Source organism: Spirosoma aerophilum (assembly GCF_054782495.1).
The window spans coordinates 564901-585342 of the sequence record NZ_BAAGSJ010000013.1 but is presented as its reverse complement, the minus strand read 5'-3'; the positions used below and the strand labels follow the sequence as shown (position 1 = coordinate 585342).

Genomic DNA, 20442 nt, shown 5'->3' with positions numbered 1-20442 from the left:
TTGCTGCCTGGGCGGGTATGCGATCAGCTGCAATCCCCCTCCTTTTCCAGCCAATTTTTATCTCACAACCCGATGCGTTCTGGCTTCGTACTGATCAGGATCATATCTGTTTGCCTGATCTCCAATGGAGAGCATTACATCTGATTTTCGAGTGGACGTATTACCGTAGCCCCCGCCCGATAGAGCGGGGGCCACAACCACCTTTATTCAGCAGGCTGGATAATAATCTGCCGCTTCAACGTAGGATACTTTGTGGAAGCGAGTTGAATCAGATGGGTTTGTGACCGCTTGGGGTCACAAACCTCTACCCGATACGTACCATTGGGGATACCCCACAGGTTAAATTGTGCCTGAACGCTGGAAGAGCCGTCCAAAATCGACTCTTCATGTAGCAGGCAACCATCGGAATCCAGTACGCGAAGGGTAACCGGCGTATTCGGCGGTTTAACGAGCGCCACCTGCAGTCGATTCTGCGTCTCATCGCCCTGAATCGACGCCTGCACTGGCTGGTCTTTCTTGGGGCGGAAGTTTGAAAAGATAAAAATGGGACTGGCCAAAAAAGCCAGGAGCAGCGCAAATTTGAACGTTTTCACGGGTGATAACCTGGTTTATACGAATGGTGAAAGCTATTAAGATGAAGTTAGAGTCGCCGGAGGTCACGACGGAATCGCTTGATGAGATCCTGCTCCTTGCGGGAGGTATCGTCATGGGCCTGAGCGATCCTGATGAGGATATGAACGAATTGCTTTTTATGGACCTCGGTCAGGGCCTTGCGGTTGTTGGTAAAGCAGCGCAGACCAAAGTCGTACGCTTCTTCGACGGTCTGGTCGACGTTTTCCCGCAGCAGAAATGCGTACATCGCCAGGTCGCCATGTGGTACATTGGCCAGCATTTCTTTAACCAGCTGCATTTCGGCTAACTGGATCCGGCCATCTACTTTAGCCAGTGCATAGGCAATGCTGCCAAGGCCCATGTACAGGGCGGCCAGTTCATTAGCCGGGTCATTTGGTCGGGTTACTAATTCAGGTGTGTTCATCGGAGTTTGGTTTAATTACTGGATTTGGTCGGTATTAAGCATCAGGGGAGAGTCGCCGTTGGTGATGATTATCTTGCTATTGGGCGATTGAGCCAGCCGGTTGAAGGCTTCGATGGTTTTGAATCGAATAAGCATAGGGGTCAGCCCTTCATTGATAATCTTCTGGGCGTCGCGCGTACCTTCTGCTTCAATGATTCGGCGCTGGGCTTCCTGCCGCTCTTTGTCAAGCACGAACTGCATCCGCTGGGCATCCTGCTCAGCCGCGAGTTTCTCCTCAATGGCTTTGGTCAGACCCGCCGGCAGGGCGATGCTTTTGAGCAGTACCGACTCGATCACGAAGCCCCGTTCTTTGAGCTGGGTCATCATCACGTCACGAATCGACTTTTCGATTTCGGCCCGCTGACCGGTGTGCATGTCTTTGGCGTAGTAACGTGAAGACACATCCGTGACGGCAGAGCGAAAAACGGGCAGAATGACTACATCGTCGTAATTGGGCCCAATCTGCTCAACGATTTTGGGCGCAAAGGTGCCTTCAACGCGATACAGGATCGATATATCCGACTGCACCGTGAGTCCTTCTTTGGAAGGCAGCGGGGCGCGCACTTCGAGATTGACCGTGCGGGTTGGAATCTTAATGATGCGCGTCAGCAGCGGGTTGAATCCCTGAACGCCTTCAGGTAGTGTTTGAGCTTTAATTTTTCCCAGCGTTCGTTTGACGCCGACTTCGCCCTGGCGGACAACGGTACAACTACTCATTAGGGCCAGGGTCAGCAATGGCAGGAAATAAGTGGAGCGGTTCATGAGCGTTAATCAATTAGGGTTGATGATACTTGATCAGTTGAGCGCGGAGTATGTCAAGTTGTCGGTCGGCCTCGCCTTTGGCCAACAGCAGCGAATCGTACTGAAGGGCCTGAGTCTCGGAGCGTTCGCGAAGTGATTTGATCTGGGCGTGCTGGCTCAGCAGTCCAACCAGGACGATGGCACCCACTAAGGCAGTGAGCAAAGCGCCCATCTGGCGAAAGGTGCGATACATACGGCGTCGTGGCCAGCGGCTGGGGGTGGGTGGGCCCGTACCCACCGGTCCGGAGTAGTCGAGGGTATAGCGGTTCATGGCGTTGCTGGGATTAGGAACTCAACGTGGCGTTGTAACCTACCCTGCCGATGATGCGGCAAGGGCCACAACCGTTGGATTCGATGCAGGCGACCCGTTTGATAAGCAAGATCAGAACGTGTTTTCATAATACCGATGGTTAAAGTGTAAGCTTGCCAATGGGTTTCAGGAGCCGTTTTGTTGGTGCTGCCCACCCGAAGTACCTCATTGTCAATACAAAGGTGACGAGGTGGCTTAAGAGTCGTATTAAGTCCGAATTAGAATACGGTTAGAAAAATTCGAGTCGGTTCAGACTTCCGTTGAAACCGAATGGGAAGCCCCCGTAGCCGTGTTTTCCCTGAGCCTCTGTTGAACCGCCCGCGCAAAAGCCAGTTTATCGACTCGGCGATATTTCGCTATATCCCTGGCTCCGGAAGGGGGTACAAAGTCGCGGCTCACTTGCTCGCAGGCCAATTTTAACGGAGGATTTAAACTTAATTTATACCGGCGGATCGGGGTATCCACAGCGAACCACCAACTAACAATATTTCTTGTGCTGGGCTTTACCATAAACGTAATGGGGGTCACCTCCCATGATTTCTTTCGCGTCGTGCCGAGGAGGCTGACATGACTTGATAAAACGAAAAAACAACGGGCATACGTGGTGGGGTGGCGTATACACCCGACAAATCATGTACCCCGACCCTACCCAAAAGACCGGGCTGGCGCTAAACGATCTTTCCGGTGAGAACCGATGGCCTGATTTTCCGTGTATGAACGATGGCTGTGCACGGATACCCGCTGTCGGCACAAAAGTGATCTGACGACTTTAAAGCCCAATTAGCCGCAGATTAGAAATCGATTAGAATCCACCATGAGCCACCCCTATTGCCGGGGTACTATCAGTTGGAAAGTGGTTCCCTTTATCGCATCCGATTCAACCGTGATACGGCCCCGGTGCAGTTGTACGATGCGTTGGGTGAGTGAAAGGCCAATGCCATGGCCGGGTAAGGATCGGCCGTTGGTTCCACGCCGAAAGGGCTTAAAGATGTCGGCCAGTTCACTGGGGTCAATGGATGGGCCGTAGTTGTTGAACGTTAGACTAACCGTATCCCGGTCTGCGCTTATTTTTACCTGTACCCGGTGGTCAGAAGCAAATTTTCCCCCATTTTCCATCAAATTGAACACAGCCCTTCTCAGCAGGGCCTCACTCCCCAATATACCAAACCCAACCGAGCCCTGTTCCGGCGGATCAACCGACAGTGTGATGATGAACTCAGGTCGAAGGCGGCCCAGTTCAGCCCTGACCAACTCGGTTAGGTCCTCCATATCAACCGGTCCCATGACCACCGCCGACTCATCTACGCCCAAATTAGCCAGACTCATCAGCCCATTAGTGAGCCGGTTAAGATCGCGCACATCGTCCAGGACGGAGCCTATGGTTTCCCGCAGTTCGTCGAGGTCCTCCTCCGCCAGGAGTGCTACTTCAAGCTGTCCGGTGATGGCCGTCAGCGGGGTTCGTAGTTCGTGGGATGCGTGGGAAACAAAATTACGCTGAAGTTGAAACGCGTCTTCCAGGCGGGCCAGCATCCGGTTGAACCGCTGGGCCAGTTGTGTAATTTCGTCCGGACTGGCCCCTTCCGTCAGCCGCTGAGCCAGCTGCGAAGCCGTGATGGTATCAATCTGCCTGATGATTTGGCGAATGGGCCTCAAGGCTCGCCCGGCGTAGAGGTAACCGGCCCCGAAAACGACTACTGTAGCCAGTAGCCAGCCAGCAGCCAGCATACCAGCCAGTTTACGCTGTTTACTGAAGCCGTATTTATCAACCGCCGAGGCCAGCACCACCAGGGGTTGATGATGGTTCAAATACCGTACCCCTACCACTTCGCGGTCCCCCACTTGCCAATAAGTGCGCTCCCGCAACCGCACCTGGTCGAGTTGGTTTTTTGAAACGTTCAGGTAGTCTGTCCCGCTTTCATAAACGATTTGATTGCGGTAATTATAAATGATAATTTCCTCCTGGTTAAGCACCGTCATGTGGTTCTTGTCCAGTAGTTTGTAGAGTTGCCGGCCTACAGAGTCAGGTCCAAACAGGAGTTCTGCGGAGGTGAGAGCTTCGGCATGCAGGCGTTCGCTGTATTCGTTACGACGGTGACTTTCGGCAACCAGGTAGTTGACCAGACAGAACACCAGCAGTAAACTCGATACGATGGCCGTGAACAGTAAGGTCAGGCGGTTGCGAATGGTCATCGGGTAGAAATTACTTTTGTTTCAGCACGTACCCCAGACCTACGACTGTATGAATCAACTTGACGGGGGAGTCCTTGTCAATTTTGTTGCGCAGGTAGTTGATGTACACATCGATAACATTGGTGCCGGTATCGAAATTAAGGTCCCACACCTGCATAGCTATGTTGACTCGAGAGACTACCCGCCCCTGATTGCGCATGAGGTATTCAAGCAGCGCGAACTCGCGGGCTGTGAGGTCGATGGTTTCTCCCCCGCGCCGGGCCACTTTCTCGTTCAGGTCGAGCTCAAGATCTGCCAGTTCCAGAACACCCTGGGCCTCTTCCGGGGGAGCCACCCGGCGCAATAGCGCCCGGATTCGGGCCACTAACTCCAGAAAATCGAACGGTTTTATGAGATAATCGTCAGCACCTGCTTCAAAGCCCATCAGCTTGTCGGTCGTTGAATCGAGTGCTGTTAGCATCAGGATCGGGAGGTGAGCGTTTTTGGTACGGATATACTGAGCCAGTTCCACACCGTTAACGAACGGTAAATTTACATCGAGGATGATCAGATCGAAGCGTTCGGTTCCGGCCAGTCGTTTCCCTTCCCGTCCATCGGCGGCCACAGTGATGTTAAATCCCTGGGTCTCGAGCCCTTTTTTGAGGAATAGGGCGACTTTTGCCTCATCTTCTACAACTAATATGCTCGGTTTTTGGGTGCTCATGGTTAATGGCTGTCGCTTGTTACTAAATTAAAAAGTACCTGCTCCTGGGCGGCTACCTTTATTGAATTGAAAAGCGTTTCGGTTCTGAATTTTTCAAAATATGGGCCAGCGTTGCTTCACGAAGCAACCTTCGAGCCTTCATACCCAACGAATGGGTAGTCTATCCCCAAACCATACCGGTACGATCAAACCCGTTCTTATGAAGGTTTTTTAACCTTCTGGAATATAACGCAACCTTAAGAAGTAGTTGATTTGTAAACAGCTAATCAATAAACTAGTCTCCCTCGCACAAATTACTAATTAGCAGCGATTTAACTAGCCCGCCATTTGCCTGATTACTACGGCACAGATACTTAAAAACGATGCCAGAATAAGCTTAACCCCACAAACAGAACCAGGCCGATTTGTAAAGCTGTTAAGACAAAGACATCGTTTGTTTGCCTTCTCGACTCCTCGAGTAGTTCCTGACCTACCGTGAGTTGAAGGCTGGATAATTCGTTGAGGGTCTTGATGATCTCGGCAAAGGCCGCGCTGGCCGAAGCGGCAAGCTGAACTTGTTTTTCCTTCGGCAAACGGTGGAAATTGGTTGTCAGTTCACCTTCCAGCTGATTATAAACGACGAACTTACGATTAAACAACTTGAGCCATTCGACCTCTTTAACGGTAAGTTTAGTCCGCTCGAATTCTGTTAGCAGTGAGTCGGTCCGACGGTCAAACTGATTCAAACTCGGTTCCAACTGACTTATATTGTCTGTTTTAGAAGCCAGCAGAGTGGTTTCAAGCAGCATCCGCTTTTTGTAGATCGTTGACATCAAATTAACCAGAATAGCGGTTGGTACGAGCCGGTCTTTGTAGATTGATACGGACTCCTCCTGAATTTTTTGCGTATTGCGTCGGCTTAGAAAAATACTTGTCAGGATCAAGGCCAGTAAGCTGATGACAAGGAGGCCGGAACGTAGTGGGCTATACTTAGTTTGAGGCATATAGTGAAGTCAGACTAAAAGAGACAAACGAACTTTACCTGTAGCGTCAGCCGAACATTCTTACTGCTAAACACCCTGGCTGTTTACAAGGTAATCACGAACAAGATAGTAAAGTTTGAATCCCGATTGGACGTTTTGCAACGTCCAATCGGGACTAAAGGTAGCATTAAACCGTTCACACGATGCCACAAATGCGGCAAACTAAGGCTTTACTTACTGATTACCAGTTACATTCGACTGAACAGATAATCGCTCAACTACCGTAGAAGCAGGCTGACTGGTCGTTCTGATCACATTCGTCTGCTGAATTTTATAGTTCCGAACAGCTACGTCCATATCCGGAGTATGCGGTAGTGTGACGCCACCGGTGGGCACTTTACCCGGTACCGAATGTTTGTAATTGGCAACTGAGGTCTGGCTGAATCCGGGAGCACGAACCACAACGCCAGCCTGATTTTTCCAGGATCCAGCCGTAGTGGCTTTGTTCATATGCTTATAATTGTGCGTTGAATAGGTATGGTCGTTGCGTAATTTGCGATCATCCTGGGCCGAAGCAGTAAAGAAAAAAAGGGTGCTGAAAGCGACGATAAACAGGTATGTTTTCATGGTTTGTTTTGTCATTTAGCGTCTGAACCAGACTGAAACGGTGCGTTTCAAATTCATCGCCTGGTTGACTTTACAAAGGTGCTGCCCCCCCGTTAGGCCGGTGTTAGCGGCAGATTAGAAAAGGATTAGAAAACTTATAGCCTAATTAATTCAGCCAGATAGGATATGTTCAGGTTGGGCAACCAATCAACTGAATTGGGTAGAAGGCGTGAGGCTCTGCCCTTTCTTTGTACAGTAGATCCGCAATCGCGTTGGACTAACCTAACCGCTGACCGGGCTCAGCAACGCCAGTGTGCATTTGCTCACTGCAAAGAAACGACAGGTCGAATTCTGCACTGAATACCTGGATTCAAAGCATTCAGCCCAGCCAGGTTCCTGGCGCCAAAGGTTACCAATGAGTTGTCGATAGTCGAAATGGACTACAATGGACTACATAACATAGCGACTGCGAACGGGGCATTTCAATACCCGTAAGCTTTATTACCTTCAAGCCAACAATCTCACTCCCAACCCTTTCCTAAAACCTTGACACGATTCCTGCCTTTCGTTATCGTGCTGGCTGTAACGCTCGGCCTTCGTTGGCCGATTGGCCCGGCCCTGCGCCCACCCTCGCCCCCCAATATCATTTTCCTGCTGGCAGACGACCAGCGATGGGACGCCCTGGGTATTGCCGGAAATACCAGTATCCGGACGCCTAACCTTGATCGGCTGGCTAAGGAAGGGTTTTATTTTAAGCGCTCGTACGTCACGACGCCCATCTGCTGCATCAGCCGGGCCAGTATCCTGAGCGGGCAGTACAGCCGTCGGCATGGAATTGTGGATTTTGTGACGCCTTTTACGGATTCTGCTCTGGCACAGACATATCCGGTACTGCTCCGTAAAGCCGGTTACCGAACGGGATTTATCGGTAAATATGGTGTGGGCAATGTAATGCCCATTAGTGAATACGACTACTGGCGCGGTTTCGACGGGCAGGGTAACTATGCGGCCCGGGATGCGCACGGAAAGCCGATTCACCTGACCGATTTAATGGGTCAGCAAATGGACGAGTTCATTCAGGGCAATCCGGCCGGAAAACCGTTTTGTCTGTCGGTGAGCTTCAAAGCACCCCATGCACAGGACGGAGCCAATCCCGAATTTCCCTACGCCGAGCGATTCAACGACCTCTACCGCCATCAGACGCTAAAGCGCCCCGAAGCCGCCAAAGACAAATACTACCGACAGTTTCCAGACTGGTTCCGGCACAACGACCAGAATGAGTCCCGCATTCGCTGGAGCCGCCGGTTCGCTACGGATTCCATGTTTCAGCAGACAACCAAGTCGTATAACCGATTGATCACGGGCATCGACGACGTAGTGGGCAACCTCCGCCGTACCCTTCAGGAACGGGGACTTTCCGAAAACACCATCATCGTGTACACCAGCGACAACGGGTTTTATGAGGGCGAATATGGATTTGCCGATAAATGGTATGGCCACGAGTTGTCGATCCGGGTGCCGCTCATCATTTATGATCCCCGCCGACCGGACCGGAAAGGCCGCACCACCGACCGGTATACGCTTAACATTGATGTGGCTCCTACCCTGCTCACGCTGGCGGGGGTGCCGGTACCGGGTCGGATGCAGGGCCGAAGCCTTACGCAACTCATGGACAATCGCCATGACGCATCGCTCCGTACACCCTGGCGAACGGAGTTCTATTTTGAGCACGTGTTTAATACGCCAGGGGTGTTTATCCCCCAATCCGAAGGCGTGCTAAGTGCCGACAGGAAGTACGTCCATTACTACAACCTCCGCGAACCGGCGGATAGCTATGAGGAAGTGTACAACCTGAAAACCGACCCGATGGAACTCCGTAATCTGGCTGTCGAGCCGCCGGGGAAAGCATTAAAGAAGTCACTGTTGCCTAGTTTCGACCGCCTTAAAGCCGCAGCCCGTTAAAAACCCACCCGAAAACCAGTTATGAAGTATGTCACGCTCTGCGCAGCCGGTGCGCTGCTAACCGGTCTGATTGCCTGGAAACCGTCGCCCTCTCCGATCCGAGCGCAGTCAGGCCGGTGTCCGCAGGCCCAACATCGTGATTGTGATGGCCGACCAGTGGCGGGCACAGGACCTCGGCTACGCAGGCAATCGAGACGTGGTAACGCCTAATCTGGACAAGCTGGCCCTGGAGTCTGTCAATGCCCGCCTGTGCGTGGCCGAAGTGCCGGTTTGCTCGCCGAGCCGGGCCAGTTTATTAACGGGTCAGCACGCCACCACCCACGGTGTATTTTACAACGACCGTCCGCTGCGCAACGAAGCCGTCACCCTGGCCGAAGTATGCCAGCAGAACGGCTACAAAACCGGCTTCATCGGCAAATGGCATATCAACGGCGGTCTGGCCAAAGATTTCGCGGCCGGTCGACTGGCACCGGTTCCGGCTGACCGTCGGCAGGGCTTCGAGTACTGGCGGGGGCTGGAATGTACCCACGATTACAATAACTCGCCCTATTATAACGAGATTAACAAGCAGTTTGTCTGGCAACAGTACGACGCCATTAGCCAAACCGATTCGGCCATTTCATTCATGACCCAATCACGCCAAGCGCCTTTTCTGCTGGTGCTGGCCTGGGGACCACCGCACGACCCCTACCAGACAGCCCCGAAAGAATATCGCCAGCGGTACGCCAGCAAATCCCTTTCCCTGCGTCCCAATGTTCCTGCTAACGACACCATGGAAGCCAACCGGGCGTTGAAAGGGTACTATGCCCATATTAACGCTCTGGACGATTGTATTGGCCGATTACAGGCCGCGCTGAAAGGGGCTAAACTAGACGAAAACACCATCTTCCTTTTCACCTCCGACCACGGTGATATGCTGTACTCGCATGACCAGATCAACAAGCAAAAGCCCTGGGACGAGTCCATCCGTGTCCCTTTTCTGCTCAAGTACCCCGCTGGACTGAGTCGTAAAGGCCGCACACTGGATGTACCCATCACCCTTACAGATGTGATGCCCACAGTATTATCGCTGAGCGGCCAGACTATACCGGCCAGTGTACAGGGGAAAGACGTTGCCGGCCTGATCCGCAAACCCCGTGCGCCACGGCCAGACGATGCTGCGATGATTGCCTGTATCGTGCCGTTCCACCAATGGAACTACGGGAAAGGGGGTCGCGAATTTCGGGGTATCCGCACGGCGCGGTATACCTACGTGCGCGACCTGAAAGGGCCCTGGCTGCTGTACGATAATCTGCAGGACCCCTACCAGCTCATGAATCTGGCCAATACCCTCCCAATGGCGAAAATACAGAAACAGCTTGAGGCCATTCTGACCAAAAAACTTCAGGGTGCCCATGATAATTTCGCAGCCGGGAATGTGTACATGGACAAGTGGAATTATCCATGGGCCTATATAGACTCCGTCAGCAATCCGTATTATAAGTAGTTCACCGCCTGTGTGTTGCTTCTTATACACCTATACCCATTCACTCTATGAAATTCTCTCGGTTGAATACGTTGACCGTATGGTTAATAATGTCCCTGTATACGCTTTCACCCCTTAAATCGTGGGCCCGGACCGCCGATCTCACGCCCGTCCATTTGCGAACAGAATACCGGGCAAACCCGGTGATCGATGTTGTTATTCCCCGACTGAGCTGGGAACTAACCTCAGCCGTCAAAGGCCAGGTGCAAACGGGCTATCAGATCATGGTGGCCTCATCGTTGGCGTTACTGAATACCGGGAAGCCCGATCTTTGGCAAAGCAACAAGGTCCTGGGTAATGCCACTAATCAAATTGAGTACGCAGGAAAAGCGCTGAACGCCCAAACCACCTGTTTCTGGAAAGTTCGGAGCTGGGACAAAAATGGTCAGCCCGGCCCCTGGAGTACCGTGGCGACCTGGGAAATGGGGCTGCTTACTAATGCCGATTGGAGAGCCGACTGGATCGGAAACGATTTGACCGCGTTAGGCAAAGGAAAAACCTACCATTTACCCCCATCGCCTTTTTTTAGAAAAGAGGTACAGCTTACAGCTCCGATCAAACGGGCGCGGTTGTACGTGACTGCGCTTGGTCTGTATGAATTCCAGATCAACGGCAAACGGATCGGGAATGACTACTTTACCCCCGGCTGGACCGATTACAACAAGCGGGTTTATTACCAGACCTACGACGTGACTGCCGACGTAAAGACCGGCAAAAATGCGCTCGGGGCTATCCTGGCCGATGGCTGGTATGCGGGCTATCTGGGCTATGCTCTTCTCGTTGGGAACCCGGTTGTGAAAAACTTTTACGGAAATGTTCCTCTTCTGAAAGCCCAGCTGGAGGTAGACTATACAAATGGCCAAAAAGAAGTCATTGCTACCGATCAAAGCTGGAAGACCAACCACGGCCCCATTCTGGAAGCCGACCTATTGAACGGGGAGACCTACGATGCCAATCTGGCCTTTAATGGCTGGAGCAGAACGGGTTTCAACGACGCCGACTGGAAAAGCAGTACCGTTTTCCCCGATAAAGCTGAACGCCAGATCGAGGCTTATCCCGGTAATCCGGTTCGAGTGTTTCAGGAGTTGAAAGCGAAATCAGTCACACCCAAAGCGGGCGGGCACTACCTGTTCGACCTCGGGCAGAACTTTGCAGGGGTCGTTCGGCTGCGGGTGAAAGGCAACAAAGGGGATACCATCCGGCTGCGCTTTGGCGAAGTGCTGTTCCCCAATGGCGACATCATGACCGAAAACCTGCGAAAAGCCCGGGCCACCGACACGTATATACTCAACGGTGATCCGCAGGGTGAAACCTGGACGCCTACATTCACCTACCATGGTTTTCAATATGTAGACGTCTCCGGTTTCCGAACAGCCCCGACAACAGACGCCATTACCGGCATCGTCCTCACATCTGCCACTCCCGAAGTCGGCTCATTCGTAACCGACAACTCGCTGATTAATAAACTATATCAGAATATTGTCTGGACGCAGCGCTCCAATTACCTTGAGATACCTACCGATTGCCCGCAGCGGGACGAACGACTAGGCTGGACAGGCGACGCTCAGGCCTACATTCAGTCGGCCACGTTCAACAATGATATTTCAGCGTTTTTTGCCAAATGGCTGGTGGATCTCAACGATGCCCAGCGAGCTGACAACGCCTACCCGATCTACGCCCCTGCGCCTAATGTCCGCAAAACGGATACCTATTCTCCAGGCTGGTCGGAGGCCGGAATCATCTGCCCTTACACCATCTACAAAACCTACGGCGACACCCGCGTGATTCGGAAATTCTGGCCGAACATGGTGGCGTATCTTACGTTTATGGAGGCTAAAAGCAAGGGGACTTATGTTTACAAAGAAGGTTCTTTTGCTGAAGTTTCGCCAAAGGGTGGGTTCGGCGATTGGCTCTCGGTCGGCAAGAAAACGCCCCCTGATATGCTGGCAACGATGTATTACGGCTACGCAGCCTCTATGATGGCCGACATGGCCAAGGCGATTGGCAAATTGGAGGAATCGGCCTATTACGAAGATGTTTTTACGAAGGTCAAACGGGCGTTTCTGGCCCATTATGCGAACAAAGACGGGCGATTTAAAACCAACAGTGCCGCTTACGGAACTGGAGAAGGCTACGTCGATGGAGAAATGGGCTTCGAAGGGCACACCCAAACGGCCTATGCCAACGCCATTTATATGAACATGATCGATCCCGATATAACCCCGAAAGCAGGTAACTGGCTGGCCGACCTGATTAAAGCGAACGACAACAAACTTTCGACGGGATTTCTGGGTGTGAAGCCCCTGTTACCGGCCCTGTCATCAACCGGGCACACGGATGTGGCCTACCAACTTTTGTTGAGCACTGAGTACCCATCCTGGGGTTTTGAGGTAGTCAATGGAGCCAATACGATCTGGGAGCGATGGAATAGCTACGTTAAAGGAAAAGGCTTTGAAAACAATGCGGGCATGAATTCCTTCAACCACTACGCCTTCGGGTCGGTGAACGAGTGGCTGTTCGGGAATGCCGCCGGTATAAAAGGAGACGAAGCGGGGTACCGGACATTCAGCATTAAACCAGAGATTGCCCGGCAAGGCATAACCTTCGTAAACGCCAGCTACCATTCCATCAATGGGAGGATCGTGTCGTCCTGGAAAAAAGTGGGCAATCGCGTTCACTTCAAGGTTGTCGTTCCGGTAAACACGACAGCCACCGTTTTTATACCAACCACCAAGCCGGGTAGCGTTCTGGAAAGCAATAAAGCCCTGGCAGCCAGCCCAGACATCCGGGTGATTGGTTCTAGAGACGGATACGTACAAGTGAATGTTGGTTCAGGAACCTATCAATTCAGTGCTGTAAACTAAAATGGATTGTAGCTTACAGCATAATTCGGCCTGCTGTCGGCTACTCTATTTCCCTACGACGATGCTCGCACGACGAGCCGGGTTGGCATTTTTGTCGACTGAGGTGGCGGCAAAGCCTGCTTGGACTCGATTAAATTAATTAACTCACCAGCCGCCAGTTGCCCGATTTCCAGCGCAGGCTGCTCAACCGTGGTCATGGGTGGAGCCAGCAAATCGGCCACGGTAATATTCGTAAAGCCGATCAGGGAGACCGTTTCCGGAATGGCAATGTTTCGTTTTTTGAGTGCCGAGAGGCACCCCATCGCCATCCGGTCGCCAGCAGCCAGGAAAGCGTCCGGCGACTGCTTCAGTAGCTCATCGACAAGGGGTTCGACCTCTTCCTGACTAAACGCGCCATAACGCACCAGGTTTTCGTCGTAGGGAACGCCGTATTGATCCAGTGCAGCCCGATAGCCCGCCAGTCGCTCCTGCGTAACGGAAATATGGGCGGGCATGGTGAGGTGCACGATGCGTTTCCGACCTGCTTTGATGAGATGCTCGGTAGCGGCAAACGCCCCCCCAAAATTATCAGCGGTAACACTGGATGTATCCAGCTCTTTTGAAACACGATCGAACAGGACGATCGGCAGTTTTTTGGCCTGAAGCTCCCGTAAGTAGGCAATATCATGCGTGCCACTGGAGAGAGAAATAAGCAGTCCATCGGCTTTCCGGGCTACCGCCTGTTGCACCGTCAGCATCTCCCGTTCATACGACTCGTGGCTTTGAAAAATGATTACGTGATAACCCCGATTGTAGGCAACGGCTTCGATACCATTAATCACCTGCGAAAAAAAATTATTGGCAATCTGGGGTACAATGACTGCAATGACCCGGCTTCGATTTTCCTTTAAACTGAGGGCAATTGGATTCGGGCGATAATTAAGCCGCTCGGCGTATTCGGTAACGATTCGTTTGGTTTCGGGATTAATTTCATAGCTACCCCGCAACGCCCTCGAAACGGTCGAAGTAGAAAGATTTAATGCCCTGGCAATATCTTTTATTGTAATCGTATCCAAACCCGTGTATTCGTAAAGTGCAATAAGACAAGAGGCAGCTCGCCGTCTTCAGTTATAAGAATAGATTGTGGGGCAACTACTCAAACGCAAGCCATTTATCCGCAGACCAAAAAAACGGCAACGTTCCCGAGAACGTTTGCATGAATAAATCTGTAAAAAAGCTTCTTAGTACCAATCTGGTTGCTTATTCTTATGGAGGTCATCTCTGAATAAACGTATCCAATAAAGCTGTCTTCTCTACGAAAAAGATAATTTCTGGCCTCGTTTACCTTCATGTTTACACCGACAACAAAACGTTAGCCATGCCGCTCGTCGGCCTACTCCTGAAACCCTATGCATTCCCTATCCGTCAAGTCGTTGCCGCTCGTTCAACCCCCATTGGCGGTCAGCCTTCCTGTCGAAAACTGGCAACAGCTTCCCGAACGCGTTCTTCAATTTGGAACGGGTGTTTTATTACGCGGCCTTCCCGACTACTTTATCGACAAGGCCAATCGGCAGCGAATTTTTAACGGTCGTATCGTGGTGGTAAAATCGACCGATGGTGGCGACATGTCGGCCTTTGCTGCGCAGGACAATCTATACACCCTCTGCATTCGCGGCATTGAAGACGGGCAGACTGTCGAAGAAAATGTTGTTTGTTCCGCCATCAGCCGGGTACTATCGGCAAAACAGCATTGGGCCGACATTTTGCGGGTGGCCACCAGCCCCGATCTTCAAATCGTTATTTCAAACACAACAGAAGTCGGTATTCAACTGGTGCAGGATGATATTCGGCAGTCTCCTCCCGAGTCGTTTCCCGGAAAACTCCTCGCGGTCCTATACGCTCGCTACCAGGCCTTTGATGGCGCAACCGACAAAGGCCTGGTCATTGTCCCGACCGAACTTATTTCGGATAACGGGACGAAACTGGAGTCGATCGTTCTTGAGCTGGCGCATCGCAATGAACTCGATCCCGCTTTTATAGACTGGCTCGAAACCGCCAATACGTTTTGCAGCTCGCTGGTTGACCGCATTGTACCGGGTCGGCCGGATGCGGCCACTCAGCAGTCGATTACCGAACAGCTTGGCTACCAGGATGAGCTCTTGACGGTATCAGAAGTGTACCGGCTCTGGGCCATTCAGGCCCCGAATGAACACGTCAAAAACATCCTCTCCTTTCACCAGGCTGACGATAACATTTTCATCCGCCCCAATATCGATCTCTTCCGCGAATTGAAACTACGTCTGCTGAATGGCACCCACACGCTGAGCTGCGGACTGGCTTATCTGGGTGGTTTTACTACCGTTCGGGAAGCGATGGAAGATGAAATTCTATCGACGTTCATCAGCCGCGTGATGCTTGACGAGTTGATTCCGGGCATTCCGTACGACGTCAATGAGGCCGACGCCCGGCGGTTTGGCGCTCAGGTACTGGATCGGTTTCGTAACCCCTTTATCGAGCACCGATGGATTGGGATTACCATGCAATATTCGGCCAAGATGCAGATGCGCAATGTGGCGACGCTGCTTCATTTCTACGAGAAAATGGCTGCGAAGGATCAGGCAATTCCCACCTACTTCTCACTCGGGTTTGCAGCCTACCTGCTATTTATGCGGGGAGTGAAACAAGAGAAAGATATCTGGTATGGTGAACGAAACGGGGAAGCCTACCCCATCAATGATGCGCAGGCTGGCTACTTTGCCAACCTGTGGAGCAAGCAGACCCCAGACCAACTTGTACACTCCGTGTTGACGAACTCAACCTTGTGGGGGCATGATCTAAGTCAGCTGCCGGGTTTCGCAAATGCCGTGAGCCAACATCTGACTCAACTCCTGGAAACGGGTGTTCTAACAACCCTGTCCGCGCTGGTTGAGCCCTCAGAAACCGAAGTTAATTGAAAGACGGGGCTTCAACAGCGCTTTGCTCTCCGAAGCGAAATCAGTTTGTATTGACTGTCATTTATACAAGTTGCGAGATGGCCTGTCATTGTACTACGGACGGGGCCGCCCGTTGTACAATAACCGCTAACAGACGAGAACAGAAATGTATCTCGCAGCTTAAATTGCCATTTATAATTGGGTATAAAACGGGAAATCAATACTCTTTTCTGTCTAGGTTTAAACAAACGTTTCCTGATTTATTCACTTATGCCGGTAGCTGAAAGCTATGATTATTGTGAATTAGAGCCGCTATAATGCGTTTCTATTGATTCGACGATCAAAAGATCAAAACTTTCCCGACACCACATGTTACCTTTTATGACCAAAATTTGCTGCTTCGGCGAACTATTATTACGATTTTCACCCATTGCCCAGGGCGAATGGATTCGTCAGGCCTCCATGCCGGTCTATATCGGTGGAGCTGAGCTGAATGTGGCCACTGCCCTTGCTAACTGGGGTCTTCCGGTTAAATACAGTACGGTTCTGCCACAAAACTCCCTAGCCGACGACATTATAGCCTATGTCGACCAAAAAGGAATTGACCCTTCGGGTATTCTTCGATTCGGAAGCCGGGTGGGCAGTTACTACCTCCCTCAAGGATCTGACCTTAAAAATGCGGGCGTGATTTATGATCGTGCTCACTCGTCATTTGCCGAACTGGCGCCCGGCAAAGTTGACTGGGAAGAAGTTTTGAAAGGGACAAGCTGGCTGCACGTTAGTGCCATCAGTCCGGCCCTTAGTGCCCAGGTGGCCGAAGCCTGTAAGGAGTTGATGTCTGTCGCATCGGCCAAAGAAATTACGATTTCAATGGATCTGAATCACCGGGCGCGGCTCTGGCAATACGGTATGGACCCCACCGACATCATGCCCGGTCTGGTCGATTACTGCGACGTGGTGATGGGTAATATCTGGGCCGCCAATGCGCTGCTGGGCATCCCGGTCGATGGAGACATCCATGCCAAAGGGCAGCCCTCAGATTATACAGCCCATGCGTTAGCCACGTCGAAAGCTATTCAGGAGCGGTTCCCGCGCGTAAAAGTGGTCGCCAACACGTTCCGATTCGATACACCACCCACAGGCCTGCGTTATTACACGACCCTGTTTGTCGACGGTCAGCAATATGTTTCGCCCGAACTGGCAACTAATTCGGTCGTTGACCGGGTTGGCAGTGGAGACTGCTTTATGGCAGGTCTGATTTATGGACTCTATTCCCGGCAACCACCCCAGGAAGTTGTGAATTTCGCGGCCGAAGCGGCCTTTGGCAAACTTCAGGAACTGGGCGATGCCACTGGCCAGACAGTTTCCGACATTACAAAACGACTTTATACCTTAACTCCTTTATCCTAAAATCTTATGGCAGCTTTTACGCCTGAAAAAATTCTGAATTTAGTCATCAATCATCCGATTGTTCCCGTTTTTTACCACCCCGATCTGGCTCATGCTCAGGCCATTGTTCAGGCCTGTTACGATGGCGGATTACGCGTGTTTGAATTCACCAACCGGGGCGACATGGCCTTGTCGGTATTCACCGAGTTAGTCGTTTATGTGCGGGCCAACTGCCCCGATATGGCCATGGGTATCGGTACCATCCTGATGGGTGCGGATGCCGAACGGTTTCTGGATGCTGGCGCTGACTTTGTCGTGCAACCCGTAACAACGGCCGAAGTAGGTGACGTTTGCCGGGCACGGGGTGTATCCTGGGTACCAGCGGGATCTTCCCTGAACGAAATTTATAACGCCATTCAACTGGGTGCCGATCTGGTGAAAGTATTTCCGGGCAATGTCGTCGGCCCTGATTTCATTAAGGCCGTCAAAGGGCCAATGCCTCAACTTAAGCTTATGGTAACGGGGGGCGTTGAACCCACCATCGACAGCTTGTCGGCCTGGTTCCGGGCGGGCGTAACGGCGGTTGGTATCGGCTCTCAGCTGTTTTCCGGCCAGAATTCCTCACCCGAAGCCCTGCGCGACCGGGTGGCTTCGCTCGTTCAACTCGTTTCCACCTTTACGCCTAAGCCAGCATGAACAAGCCCCTTGGTAATTACCGCTGGACAATTGTCGCCCTCCTTTTCTTCGCAACCACGATCAACTACCTCGACCGGCAGGTAGTGGGTTTGTTGAAGCCGACGCTCGAAAAAGAGTTTAACTGGTCGGAGCTGGATTACAGTCGCATCATTCAGGTTTTTTCGGCGGCTTATGCCATTGGTCTGCTCGTATTCGGTCGCTTTGTGGACCGGATCGGCACCAAAATGGGCTACACGATTGCCATTGTTTTCTGGAGTCTGGCCGCCATGGGCCACGCGCTGGCCACCAGTACACTCGGTTTTATTTTCGCCCGGATCGGCCTTGGACTGGGAGAAGCCGGTAACTTCCCGGCGGCCATCAAAACGGTAGCGGAATGGTTTCCCAAACGCGAACGGGCTTTGGCAACGGGCATCTTCAATTCAGGTGCCAACATCGGCGCGGTTGTCGCTCCGATTCTGGTGCCGTGGATTTTAGGCATTTACGGCTGGGAAATGGCGTTTATCGTGACCGGAGCCGTTGGCTTTGTCTGGTTGGTGGTCTGGCATTTTACCTATGAGATTCCCGCCAAACAGGCCAAGTTATCCAAAGCCGAGTTCGATTACATTCATAGCGACAACGAAACCACTCCCGACGACGTTGCCGACCACGGCAAGCCCGTTTCCTGGGGAAAACTGTTGAGTGTTCGCCAGACCTGGGCGTTCGTATTCGGCAAAATGCTGACCGACCCCATCTGGTGGTTCTTCCTGTTCTGGTTGCAGGATTATTTCTCCACGACCTTCCACCTCGATACTAAAAAGCCCAACCTATACCTGGCCGTGCTCTACACGCTCGTCAGCATTGGCAGTATTGGTGGCGGCTACCTGTCGTCGGCTCTGATCAGCCGGGGATGGAGTGTCTGGAGAGCCCGCAAGACATCCATGTTCATTTTCGCCCTGCTGGTGATTCCGGTCATTGCGGTTCGATATGGCCCGGATATCTGGACAACGGTGGCGTTGATCGGTCTGGCGGGGGCGGCCCACCAGGCGTGGAGCGCCAACATTTTCACGACCGCTTCGGATATGTTTCCCAAACGTGCCGTTAGCTCCATCGTAGGCATTGGCAGCATGGCCGGATCGGTTGGCGGCATCATATTCCCCGAGATCGTAGGCCGGATTCTGGATAACTACAAACAGGCCGGTGATCTGCAAACGGGCTACGGTATTATCTTTTTAATGTGCGGCTCGGCCTATATGCTGGCCTGGGTGGTGATGCACCTGCTCGCTCCCAAAATGCAACCTGTGCAACTCAATGAAACAGAGCCAGAGCCCGTTGCATAAAACTAATCCGATAAGGTTTCTAAGACCTTATCGGATTTTTTAAGATATTCATTTATAAGTACTTAGATAACCTATATATAGAACGAACTACTTATCATTTATACCTCTAATAATATGTATTATGGAGATCACTGCTTCTCACCCCTTAGCCTTACCGGTCGGGGTAACGTTAGACCGGTACATCATGCACCGGCAAACGGCCTTCCCCTACGCCACGGGCGAGTTATCCCAGTTGTTGCGTGACATTGCCCTGGCGGGAAAAATCATCCACCGGGAAGTAAACCGGGCTGGATTGATTGACTTAACGGGTGGCATGGGCGTCCAGAACGTTCAGGGTGAGAGTCAGCAGAAGCTGGACATGATTGCCAACATCCGATTTGGACGCGCCTTGAAAAATGGTGGTGAAGCCTGCGCCATCATCTCCGAAGAAGACGAAGACATTATCTATACGGGCAATAATAACGGCAAATACGTTGTTGCCATTGACCCGCTGGATGGGTCATCCAACATCGACGTTAACGTGTCAATCGGCACTATTTTCTCCATTTACCGGCGCGTCACCCCCATCGGTTCCGAGCCGAAACTATCGGATTTTCTTCAGGGTGGCCGACGACAGGTGGCGGCCGGGTATATTTTATATGGTTCCTCGACCATCATGGTGTACACCACCGGCCACAGTGCCAACGGCTTTACGTACGATGCCTCATTAGGTGAGTTTATCCTCTCCCACCCCGACATTCATAGCCCGGCCGATGGAACGATCTATTCCTGCAACGACGGAAACTGGAATGGCTATGAGGACGGAGTCTGTAGGTATTTGACCGACTGCCGCAACAAGCAGTTCACCGCCCGATACATCGGTTCGCTGGTTGGCGATTTCCATCGTAACCTGCTCAAGGGCGGCATATATCTTTACCCGGCGACCAAGAAGAACCCCGACGGCAAATTGCGTATGCTGTATGAAGCTTTTCCGCTGGCCTTTCTGGCCGAAATGGCCGGGTGTTTAGCCACCTCGGGACACCAGTCCATTCTGGATGTAAAACCCACCAGTTTGCATCAGCGTACACCTTTATTCATTGGCTCGCCGGTAATGGTTGAACATCTGGTGAGTTTGCTGGACTAGATCTGTCG

General features: G+C 52.0%; 18 protein-coding genes. 9 read left to right on the top strand and 9 right to left on the bottom strand.

The features are described 5' to 3' along the window. Window positions 1-203 precede the first annotated feature (203 nt). The 4 genes from ACYVK4_RS13965 to ACYVK4_RS13950 are packed head-to-tail and all read right to left on the bottom strand — an operon-like array spanning window position 204 to window position 2147. Window positions 204-593: a hypothetical protein gene (locus ACYVK4_RS13965; protein ID WP_461128132.1), complete on the bottom strand. Its 390-nt coding sequence runs from the start codon at window positions 591-593 to the stop codon at window positions 204-206. Window positions 594-640: 47 nt separating this feature from the next. Further along, window positions 641-1036, bottom strand: a complete 396-nt coding sequence (locus ACYVK4_RS13960) for a TerB family tellurite resistance protein (RefSeq protein WP_461128131.1) — start codon at window positions 1034-1036, stop codon at window positions 641-643. 15 nt (window positions 1037-1051) lie between these two features. Further along, window positions 1052-1837 carry a prohibitin family protein gene (locus tag ACYVK4_RS13955; RefSeq protein WP_461128130.1) on the bottom strand — a complete coding sequence of 262 codons (786 nt, stop codon included), beginning with the start codon at window positions 1835-1837 and terminating at the stop codon, window positions 1052-1054. A gap of 13 nt (window positions 1838-1850) precedes the next feature. Further along, window positions 1851-2147, bottom strand: coding sequence for a hypothetical protein (locus ACYVK4_RS13950; protein WP_461128129.1), 297 nt, complete (start codon window positions 2145-2147; stop codon window positions 1851-1853). A gap of 611 nt (window positions 2148-2758) precedes the next feature. On the opposite strand from ACYVK4_RS13950, the gene ACYVK4_RS13945 reads away from it, so the two are divergent. After that, entirely contained in the window at window positions 2759-2950 is a 192-nt protein-coding gene (locus ACYVK4_RS13945; RefSeq protein ID WP_461128128.1) for a hypothetical protein, read from the top strand. A 61-nt stretch (window positions 2951-3011) separates the two neighbouring features. Here ACYVK4_RS13945 and ACYVK4_RS13940 read toward each other — a convergent pair whose 3' ends face one another. From ACYVK4_RS13940 to ACYVK4_RS13925, 4 genes are all read right to left on the bottom strand, one after another. Further along, window positions 3012-4376: a HAMP domain-containing sensor histidine kinase gene (locus ACYVK4_RS13940; protein ID WP_461128127.1), complete on the bottom strand. Its 1365-nt coding sequence runs from the start codon at window positions 4374-4376 to the stop codon at window positions 3012-3014. A gap of 10 nt (window positions 4377-4386) precedes the next feature. Then, window positions 4387-5079, bottom strand: coding sequence for a response regulator transcription factor (locus ACYVK4_RS13935; RefSeq protein WP_461128126.1), 693 nt, complete (start codon window positions 5077-5079; stop codon window positions 4387-4389). Window positions 5080-5432: 353 nt separating this feature from the next. Continuing rightward, complete coding sequence (locus ACYVK4_RS13930; RefSeq protein ID WP_461128125.1) at window positions 5433-6062, bottom strand: MCP four helix bundle domain-containing protein; 630 nt, start codon at window positions 6060-6062, stop codon at window positions 5433-5435. A gap of 213 nt (window positions 6063-6275) precedes the next feature. Further along, entirely contained in the window at window positions 6276-6668 is a 393-nt protein-coding gene (locus ACYVK4_RS13925; RefSeq protein ID WP_461128124.1) for a hypothetical protein, read from the bottom strand. A gap of 525 nt (window positions 6669-7193) precedes the next feature. Between ACYVK4_RS13925 and ACYVK4_RS13920 the strand changes: the two genes are divergently transcribed. The 3 genes from ACYVK4_RS13920 (at window position 7194) to ACYVK4_RS13910 (ending at window position 12998) form a co-directional block, all read left to right on the top strand. Then, window positions 7194-8609: a sulfatase family protein gene (locus ACYVK4_RS13920; protein WP_461128123.1), complete on the top strand. Its 1416-nt coding sequence runs from the start codon at window positions 7194-7196 to the stop codon at window positions 8607-8609. A gap of 70 nt (window positions 8610-8679) precedes the next feature. Further along, window positions 8680-10095, top strand: a complete 1416-nt coding sequence (locus tag ACYVK4_RS13915; RefSeq protein WP_461128122.1) for a sulfatase family protein — start codon at window positions 8680-8682, stop codon at window positions 10093-10095. A 47-nt stretch (window positions 10096-10142) separates the two neighbouring features. Next, window positions 10143-12998: a family 78 glycoside hydrolase catalytic domain gene (locus ACYVK4_RS13910; RefSeq protein WP_461128121.1), complete on the top strand. Its 2856-nt coding sequence runs from the start codon at window positions 10143-10145 to the stop codon at window positions 12996-12998. A 53-nt stretch (window positions 12999-13051) separates the two neighbouring features. On the opposite strand, the gene ACYVK4_RS13905 is transcribed toward ACYVK4_RS13910, so the two are convergent. Further along, window positions 13052-14053: a LacI family DNA-binding transcriptional regulator gene (locus ACYVK4_RS13905; RefSeq protein ID WP_461128120.1), complete on the bottom strand. Its 1002-nt coding sequence runs from the start codon at window positions 14051-14053 to the stop codon at window positions 13052-13054. A 333-nt stretch (window positions 14054-14386) separates the two neighbouring features. On the opposite strand from ACYVK4_RS13905, the gene ACYVK4_RS13900 reads away from it, so the two are divergent. The 5 genes from ACYVK4_RS13900 (at window position 14387) to fbp (ending at window position 20434) form a co-directional block, all read left to right on the top strand. Beyond that, window positions 14387-15931, top strand: a complete 1545-nt coding sequence (locus tag ACYVK4_RS13900; RefSeq protein ID WP_461128119.1) for a tagaturonate reductase — start codon at window positions 14387-14389, stop codon at window positions 15929-15931. Between the two features lie 360 nt (window positions 15932-16291). Beyond that, window positions 16292-17320, top strand: coding sequence for a sugar kinase (locus ACYVK4_RS13895; RefSeq protein WP_461129598.1), 1029 nt, complete (start codon window positions 16292-16294; stop codon window positions 17318-17320). Window positions 17321-17326: 6 nt separating this feature from the next. After that, a complete protein-coding gene (locus ACYVK4_RS13890; RefSeq protein WP_461128118.1) occupies window positions 17327-17995 on the top strand; it encodes a beta/alpha barrel domain-containing protein in 669 nt (222 codons plus the stop codon). Next, entirely contained in the window at window positions 17992-19311 is a 1320-nt protein-coding gene (locus ACYVK4_RS13885; RefSeq protein ID WP_461128117.1) for an MFS transporter, read from the top strand. Before ACYVK4_RS13890 ends, ACYVK4_RS13885 begins: the two co-directional genes overlap by 4 nt. A 121-nt stretch (window positions 19312-19432) precedes the next feature. Continuing rightward, window positions 19433-20434: a class 1 fructose-bisphosphatase gene (gene fbp / locus ACYVK4_RS13880; protein ID WP_461128116.1), complete on the top strand. Its 1002-nt coding sequence runs from the start codon at window positions 19433-19435 to the stop codon at window positions 20432-20434. Window positions 20435-20442 lie beyond the last annotated feature (8 nt).

Coding starts and splice junctions, on each gene's coding strand:
- ACYVK4_RS13960 (WP_461128131.1), bottom strand. CDS start 1,036: ATGAACACACCTGAATTAGTAACCCGACCAAATGACCCGGCTAATGAA.
- ACYVK4_RS13955 (WP_461128130.1), bottom strand. CDS start 1,837: ATGAACCGCTCCACTTATTTCCTGCCATTGCTGACCCTGGCCCTAATG.
- ACYVK4_RS13950 (WP_461128129.1), bottom strand. CDS start 2,147: ATGAACCGCTATACCCTCGACTACTCCGGACCGGTGGGTACGGGCCCA.
- ACYVK4_RS13940 (WP_461128127.1), bottom strand. CDS start 4,376: ATGACCATTCGCAACCGCCTGACCTTACTGTTCACGGCCATCGTATCG.
- ACYVK4_RS13935 (WP_461128126.1), bottom strand. CDS start 5,079: ATGAGCACCCAAAAACCGAGCATATTAGTTGTAGAAGATGAGGCAAAA.
- ACYVK4_RS13930 (WP_461128125.1), bottom strand. CDS start 6,062: ATGCCTCAAACTAAGTATAGCCCACTACGTTCCGGCCTCCTTGTCATC.
- ACYVK4_RS13925 (WP_461128124.1), bottom strand. CDS start 6,668: ATGAAAACATACCTGTTTATCGTCGCTTTCAGCACCCTTTTTTTCTTT.
- ACYVK4_RS13910 (WP_461128121.1), top strand. CDS start 10,143: ATGAAATTCTCTCGGTTGAATACGTTGACCGTATGGTTAATAATGTCC.
- ACYVK4_RS13900 (WP_461128119.1), top strand. CDS start 14,387: ATGCATTCCCTATCCGTCAAGTCGTTGCCGCTCGTTCAACCCCCATTG.
- ACYVK4_RS13895 (WP_461129598.1), top strand. CDS start 16,292: ATGACCAAAATTTGCTGCTTCGGCGAACTATTATTACGATTTTCACCC.
- ACYVK4_RS13890 (WP_461128118.1), top strand. CDS start 17,327: ATGGCAGCTTTTACGCCTGAAAAAATTCTGAATTTAGTCATCAATCAT.
- ACYVK4_RS13885 (WP_461128117.1), top strand. CDS start 17,992: ATGAACAAGCCCCTTGGTAATTACCGCTGGACAATTGTCGCCCTCCTT.
- fbp (WP_461128116.1), top strand. CDS start 19,433: ATGGAGATCACTGCTTCTCACCCCTTAGCCTTACCGGTCGGGGTAACG.